The following is a 7,686-nucleotide window of genomic DNA, read 5'->3' as shown; positions in this document are numbered from 1 at the left end:
ACAGGGAACAGGGAACACACCGAACAGAGATTAAGAAGGAATATTCAGGCATTTTCTTCAATAACCAACATTATTTCCCTTATACGGTAAGCCTTTTCGGATTTTATCAAAACAATTTAGCATATTAGGTACTGAAGAACCGGAAATTAAAGAATACTATCAAATTCAGTTAAAATGAAAAAAAAGGCATCTACAAATATGGTGAAAAACCCAAAAGATGTCAACTTAAGTAGCCACACAGCTAAGTATAACCTTAGCCAAGGTGGGTAGGGGAGCTTTGACACTCCCAAAACAATATTATTTACTTAATCTAATAGATTAAGTAAATCACGTTGTAAACGTTGCGTAGCATAGCTTGGCCCTGCGTAGCAACATCAGTTTAGAATCCCCTGTGTTTTAACCAGGGGAGATGTCAAATTTTCCATTCCCCATTCCCCATGATTCAATAGAGATAGTGCTTTATTCTGGAGAAAAATCAATGTTTGGAGTCATAGCTTATATTGGCTTTTTAGCTTTATTCATGGGCGTAGCCGTAGGTCTGCTGTTCGGTTTGCGTGCTGTTAAACTAATTTAAGCCTCTCCCAATCTTTCCTCTCCTTACCTTGGTAAGGAGAGGAGATGGGGTTTGTATATTTCAGATTGTATCTGATTTAACAAAATTTATGGATAAGAGAAGTATATTTAATTATAAAAATAATTGCGGTTATTCCGTATTCAATAATCGAACCTGAGAAAAATCATAAAATTTGGTTATGGCTTGCACAATAGATTATGTGTAAGACTAGGAAGCTACCTCGATCTATATTTCTTCTGGAAATATGGATATGAAATTTAACGGGAGGTCAGGTAATGGCTATCGCCACCATTAATCCCGCCACCGGGGAGACAATCAAAGTCTTTGAGCCTCTCAAGGATGCAGAAATTGCCTCTAAACTGGATTTGGCTGGTCAGACTTTTGCACAGTACCGCCACACAACTTTTTCTGAGCGATCGCAATGGCTAGAAAAAGCTGCCACCATTTTACAGCAAGAAAAAGCTGATTTTGCTCAAATAATCACCCTGGAAATGGGTAAACCTTATCAAGCGGCGATCGCAGAAGTAGAAAAATGCGCCCTGGTTTGTCAATACTACGCTGAACAAGCACCGAGTTTTCTGGCTGATGTTCCCATCCCCACCGATGCTAGTCATAGTTTTGTGCGCTATGATCCTTTGGGTGTAATTCTGGCTGTAATGCCGTGGAATTTCCCCTTTTGGCAGGTGTTTCGTTTTGCCGCCCCCACCCTGATGGCGGGAAATGTCGGCTTACTGAAACACGCTTCTAATGTCCCCCAGTGTGCCTTGGTAATTGAAGATATTATCCGCCGGGCTGGTTTTCCTCCAGGCGCTTTTCAAGCACTGTTAATCGGTGCGGCCAAAGTTGCCGATATCATAGCTGATCACCGGGTGAAAGCTGCCACTTTAACTGGAAGTGAACCAGCGGGAGCATCCCTGGCAGCCGCCGCGGGTCAACAAATCAAAAAAACTGTTTTAGAATTGGGGGGTAGTGACCCATTTATTGTTTTAGAAAGTGCTGATTTAGAAACCGCCGTTACCATGGCGACTACAGCCCGGATGTTGAATAATGGGCAATCTTGCATAGCAGCAAAACGCTTTATTATTGTGGAGTCCATCGCGCCTGAGTTTGAAAATTTACTTCTAGATAAATTTGAGGCGCTCAAAGTAGGCGACCCCATGCAGCCGGATACGGATATAGGGCCATTAGCAACCCCTGGTATTCTCCAAGACTTACATCAACAGGTGCAAACTGCCATTAAAAGTGGCGGTAAACTCCTTACCGGTGGACATCCTTTATCACATCTGGCGGGTAACTTTTACCCGCCCACTATCATTACAGATATCCCCCCAGATAGTGCGATCGCCCAGGAAGAATTTTTTGGGCCAGTTGCCCTGTTATTCCGTGTACCAGATATTAATGCCGCCATTCGACTAGCTAATGCTACACCTTTCGGCTTAGGTGCTAGTGCTTGGACTAATAATCATCAAGAATGCGATCGCCTAATCTCCGAAATCGCAGCAGGTGCTGTATTTATCAATAGCATGGTTAAATCTGACCCCCGCTTACCTTTTGGTGGGATTAAGCGGTCTGGATACGGCAGAGAGTTGAGTATTCAAGGTATACATGAGTTCGTCAATGTAAAAACCGTGTGGGTGAACTAATTTAGTCATTAATTGTGGGGTATTGGCAGATATTTAACTCTTCCAATACTCAGTCCCCAGACTTATTTATAACCAGCGAGGAAATCAAATGAATACAGCTGAATTATTGGTGCGGTGTCTAGAAAACGAAGGGGTACAATATGTTTTTGGTCTTCCTGGTGAAGAGAACCTGCACGTTTTAGAAGCACTGAAACATTCTTCCATTCAATTCATTACCACTCGTCATGAACAGGGTGCAGCATTCATGGCTGATGTCTACGGACGCTTGACAGGTAAAGCTGGAGTTTGCCTTTCTACCCTGGGGCCTGGTGCTACAAATTTAATGACTGGGGTAGCAGATGCTAACCTCGATGGTGCGCCTTTAGTCGCAATTACTGGTCAGGTGGGAACCGATAGAATGCACATCGAATCCCATCAATATTTGGACTTGGTAGCAATGTTTGCCCCAGTAACTAAGTGGAATAAACAGATTGTGCGCCCCAGTATTACACCGGAGGTGGTACGTAAAGCATTTAAGCGATCGCAAACTGAAAAACCCGGCGCAGTTCACATTGATTTACCAGAAAATATTGCAGCTATGCCTGCAGAAGGCAAACCCTTACAAAGGGATAATATCGAAAAAACCTATGCTTCCTTTGCTTGTATTCGGGCAGCAGCGGCAGCCATTTCCCAAGCAGTTAACCCCATTATTCTAGTAGGTAATGGAGCAATTCGCGCTCATGCCAGTGATGCAGTTACCCAATTTGCCAGCCAAATGAATATACCTGTTGCTAATACTTTTATGGGTAAGGGCGTAATTCCTTATACTCATCCATTGACATTGTGGTCAGTGGGATTACAGCAAAGAGATTTCATTACTTGTGGCTTTGATCATACAGATTTGGTAATTGCCATTGGCTATGATTTAATCGAATTCTCCCCCAAAAAATGGAATCCTCAAGGTAATATTCCCATTATTCATATTGCAGCCAACTCAGCCGAAATTGACAGCAGTTATATTCCCGGTGTGGAAGTACTCGGAGATATTTCCGATTCCCTCAATGAAATTTTAAAATTGGCAGATAGACAGAGTAAACCTAATCCCTATGCGATCGGCTTAAGGGCAAATATTCGTGCTGATTACGAACAGTACGCCCACGATGATGGTTTTCCCATTAAACCCCAAAAATTAATTTATGACTTACGCCAAGTTATGGGGCCCGATGATATCGTCATTTCTGATGTGGGCGCACATAAAATGTGGATTGCTAGACATTATCACTGTCATAGTCCCAATACTTGCTTGATTTCTAATGGTTTTGCCGCCATGGGAATTGCTATTCCTGGCGCTTTAGCAGCAAAACTGGTTTATCCTAACCGCAAAGTTGTAGCTGCTACTGGAGACGGTGGCTTTATGATGAATTGTCAGGAATTAGAAACAGCCTTACGAGTCGGTACTCCCTTTGTCACCTTAATTTTTAATGATGGTGGCTATGGGTTAATTGAATGGAAACAAGAAAATCAATTTGGCAAAGGTAACTCATCTTTTGTCCATTTTGGTAATCCTGATTTTGTCAAACTAGCGGAAAGCATGGGTTTAAAAGGTTACAGGGTTGAATCTGCTACTGATTTAATCCCCGTACTTAAAGAAGCCCTCAACCAAGATGTACCTGCTGTTATCGATTGTCCCGTAGACTACCGCGAAAATCACCGCTTTAGCCAAAAAGCCGGGGAATTAAACTGCACAGTCTAGTCAGCGATGCTAAAATTTAGCATTGGCATGATTAGGTTCATTGAGTGCATTTAGATCCATTTAGAACCCGGACTTCTTTCATAAATTCCCAACTCTTGGGTCTGCTTACAGAAGTCCGGGATCTGAAAGGTAAATATTGTAATATGGGGGTTTTGCCTAACCTCATAATTACAAGGAAACTGCGCCAAACCCTAGTCCTCATCGAGTGCGGGGAAAGCTTCCTCAAACCGCCACAAATCATCTTTATTGTTGAGAAACCAGATTCTAGTTTCCGGACTTAATCGACTCCAAATAATATCACCAGGAATGTGGGGAGAAGCATACTGATATTGCAGTCCCAGATCCTTTAAATTTTGCTCAACATCATGGGGAATGCCAAAATCCTGCCAGTTAACTTGTACATGTCTACCTGTTAGCCCCGCAGCAGGGTCAAAAATTAACTGGGCGGCTCTAATTAAATCAGCAAAATGTTTGGGTTTCAGACTAGCTATCTGCTGAATCTGGCTGGGTTGGTTATGCTCTTGAGACATTGTGACTGAAATTGGGTAAAAATTGGTTATTTCTGAAAATTAACAGCAGAGATTTTCACCCCAACCCCTTCATTTTAGCGCAGCAGAACTTCGGAGGAATAGTTTAACTCAACAATCTATTCATCTGTGTGGATCTGTGTCCATCTGTAGTGATTGTTAACCTGCCTTGATGGAAATGAAATACACAATTGATCACATCACATAAATGTTGTGGGATCGGCATCGTAACCGCCTGGGGAGTTACTCTTACATCCTCTCTAAAACTGGAATCCCCAGCAAATCTAATCCCAACTTTAAAGTTCTAGCTGTCAAATCACACAAGATTAACCGGGATGTCCGCAGTGGTTCCTCAGCCTCCAGTACCCTTACCCCCTGGTTACGATCATAAAACTGATTAAACTTTTTACTTAACTCATACAAATATTCACATAATCGATTAGGTAGTAATTCTTGCTCAACAGTAGTAATCACCTCATCTAACTGTAATAAATACTTAGCTAAAGCTAACTCAGTTTGATGCTGTAACAACACCTGAACATTGTCTCCTAACTCGCTAAAATTAATTCCACCCTTGCGGCTAATCCCCTGAATCCGTGCATAAGCGTACAACATATAGGGTGCAGTATTACCCTTAAGATCCAACATCTTGTCGTAGCTGAAAATATAATCACTGGTACGGTTTTGGCTTAAATCAGCATATTTTACGGCACTGATACCAACTACCTGAGCAACTTCACTAATAAATTCTTCAGGTTCTGGGCGTTCTTCTTCTTTTAATCTACCTTCTAAATCTGTACGGGCGCGAATCACAGCTTCATCTAATAAATCCCGTAATCTGACGGTATCACCTGCACGAGTTTTAAATTTTTTCCCATCTTCTCCTAAGACCAAACCAAAGGGAACATGAACCAGTTCTACATGATCAGGAACCCATCCCGCCTTACAAGCAACTTGGAAGAATTGGGCAAAGTGGTTACTTTGTCCAGAATCTGTCACATAAATTATGCGTTGGGCTTGATCTTCTTGAATTCGGTAACGCAAAGCTGCTAAATCTGTTGTGGCGTAGTTATAACCACCATCGGATTTTTGTACAATCAAAGGGAGTGGCTCACCTTCTCTGTTAGTGAAGCCTTCTAAGAAAACTACCTTAGCCCCTTGATTCTCCTCCAGTATCCCTGATGTGGCTAAATCCTCCACTACAGAGGAAAGTAAAGGATTATAGAAAGATTCTCCCCGTTCATTTAATTGCACATCCAGCAGGTCATAAATTACCTGAAATTCTCGGCGTGACTGTTCGCACAGTAGTTTCCAAGCATGAAGGGTGTCTTCTGCACCTGCTTGTAATCTCACGACTTCCTTTCTTGCTGAATCTTGAAAACTTTCGTCTTCATCAAAGCGCTGTTTAGCTTGGCGGTAAAAATTGACTAAATCACCAATATTTAAAGCATTCGCAGTGGTCAGGGCTTCCGGGTAAACTTCTCTCAGGTAGGTAATTAACATCCCAAACTGTGTACCCCAATCACCGACATGATTTAACCGCAAAACATCATGACCCCGAAATTCTAAAATCCGGGCGATCGCATCACCAATGATTGTAGAGCGCAAGTGTCCGACGTGCATTTCTTTAGCAATATTCGGACTGGAAAAATCGACAATTTCTCGTTTTGGTGTTTCCGTCTTTGGGATTCCCAGTCTGGAATCTGCTTGAATGGTGTTGAGTTGTGTTTCTAGGTAGGAAGTTTTCAGCTTGAGATTGATAAAACCAGGCCCTGCTATTTCTGGTGTTTCGCAAAACTCGGATACATCTAGTTTCTCCACAATAGCAGAGGCGATCGCCCTGGGTTGCTGTCCTAACTTTTTACTCAGCGACAAAGCCATATTTGCTTGATAGTCACCAAATTTAGGATTACTCGCAGTCACCAAAATCGGGTCTACTCCGGCGTAGTCACCGCCAAAAGCAGCCACTAAAGCCTGCTGAAGTTTCAGTTTTAGTTGTTCTTGTGTAGCGTTCATATATTAATGTTATCTGTTTATGGGAGGCTATTGGCTCCCTAATGGTGAGACTTTCTGTAAAACTTGACTATTTTAGCTCTAACTAGTACGGATTAAGCCACGCTACGCTATCGGGCGATTGATTTACCTGAAATTTTCATACTTAAATCTAACCACTTGGATTGAGTAATGGGCGCACTACTAGATATATAGTCAACCCCGGTCTCAGCAATAGTGCGAATAGTCTCTAGGGTCACATTTCCCGAAGCTTCAATTTTCACCCTAGTATTCTGCTGACGGATTAACTGCACCGCCTGACCCATCATCTGCACAGGCATATTATCCAACATAATAATGTCCGCCTGATGTTCTAATGCGGCTGTCACTTGTTCTAGGGTTTCCGTCTCTACTTCAATAGTCAGAGGATAGGGTATCTGGGAACGAATGCGGGTAATGGCTTCACCAATTCCGCCAGCAGCAGCAATGTGATTATCTTTAATCATGACAGCATCATCTAAGCCCATGCGGTGATTTATCGCTCCACCTACCGCAGATGCGTACTTTTCTAATAATCTCAGCCCTGGTGTAGTTTTGCGGGTGTCCACAAACTGAGCCGGTAAATCTGCTATTTGCTCTACATATATATGTGTGAGAGTAGCAATTCCACTCAACCCCATGGCCAAGTTCAGCGCCACCCGTTCACCCATGAGCAGCGCATCTAGGGAACCATCAATTTCTGCTATGACTTGTCCTGGTTCACACTTTTCACCATCAGGGACAAGAGCCACAAAATTTACTTTTTCATTCAAAAGTTCAAATACCCTGGCTGCAACTGGTAACCCCGCAATTATCCCCGATGCTTTAGCCAGCCATGTAGCTCTTCCCCTGGTTCCATGTTCCCATAACAGAGATTGAGTAGTGCGATCGCCCCGACCAATATCTTCTACCAACCAGCCACGCAGTAAAGGATCTAGAACTACCCTTGGCGGTAAAACACCGAATTTACTCACAACTTAGTTACTTTTATTTTGATTTACAGACCAATTATACCTCAAAAGGCTTGCTATATAAGACTTTCAGAGAGATGAAAAAAAATCTGCAAAAATTAGAAAAAAAGAGTTGACAAAGCTAGAGACAGTAGCTATATTGGATAAGTGCCTGAGAGACAAGCGCTGCAAAGCGGAGTCCGAGGGAACACCGAACCATGAAAATATT

At 42.6% G+C, this 7,686-nt stretch carries 6 protein-coding genes; 3 read left to right on the top strand and 3 right to left on the bottom strand.

Features of this window, described 5'->3' with window-relative positions; genetic code table 11:
* Positions 1-478: 478 nt before the first annotated feature.
* The 3 genes from petL to NWP22_RS10150 all read left to right on the top strand — a co-directional run bounded on the left by petL (position 479) and on the right by NWP22_RS10150 (position 3,949).
* Complete coding sequence (gene petL / locus NWP22_RS10160) at positions 479-574, top strand: cytochrome b6-f complex subunit PetL (RefSeq protein ID WP_200989640.1); 96 nt, start codon at positions 479-481, stop codon at positions 572-574.
* Between the two features lie 275 nt (positions 575-849).
* Positions 850-2,217, top strand: a complete 1,368-nt coding sequence (locus tag NWP22_RS10155; RefSeq protein WP_271731495.1) for an NAD-dependent succinate-semialdehyde dehydrogenase — start codon at positions 850-852, stop codon at positions 2,215-2,217.
* 88 nt (positions 2,218-2,305) lie between these two features.
* A complete protein-coding gene (locus NWP22_RS10150; RefSeq protein WP_271731494.1) occupies positions 2,306-3,949 on the top strand; it encodes an acetolactate synthase large subunit in 1,644 nt (547 codons plus the stop codon).
* A 191-nt stretch (positions 3,950-4,140) separates the two neighbouring features.
* Here the strand turns inward: NWP22_RS10150 and NWP22_RS10145 are convergent, their stop codons facing one another.
* From NWP22_RS10145 to nadC, 3 genes are all read right to left on the bottom strand, one after another.
* On the bottom strand, positions 4,141-4,479 hold the full coding sequence (locus NWP22_RS10145) for a hypothetical protein (RefSeq protein ID WP_271731493.1): 339 nt from the start codon (positions 4,477-4,479) through the stop codon (positions 4,141-4,143).
* Positions 4,480-4,725: 246 nt separating this feature from the next.
* Positions 4,726-6,492, bottom strand: a complete 1,767-nt coding sequence (gene argS / locus NWP22_RS10140) for an arginine--tRNA ligase (RefSeq protein ID WP_271731492.1) — start codon at positions 6,490-6,492, stop codon at positions 4,726-4,728.
* Positions 6,493-6,599: 107 nt separating this feature from the next.
* The gene (gene nadC / locus NWP22_RS10135; RefSeq protein ID WP_271731491.1) at positions 6,600-7,481 is read right to left on the bottom strand and encodes a carboxylating nicotinate-nucleotide diphosphorylase; all 882 of its coding nucleotides are present in this window, start codon (positions 7,479-7,481) and stop codon (positions 6,600-6,602) included.
* Between the last annotated feature and the right edge of the window lie 205 nt (positions 7,482-7,686).

This window comes from Anabaenopsis tanganyikae CS-531 (genome assembly GCF_029891675.1).
Taxonomy (GTDB): Bacteria; Cyanobacteriota; Cyanobacteriia; order Cyanobacteriales; family Nostocaceae; genus Anabaenopsis; species Anabaenopsis arnoldii.
Note: the sequence above shows the minus strand (reverse complement) of the source record. Positions and strands in the feature narration are given on the sequence as shown.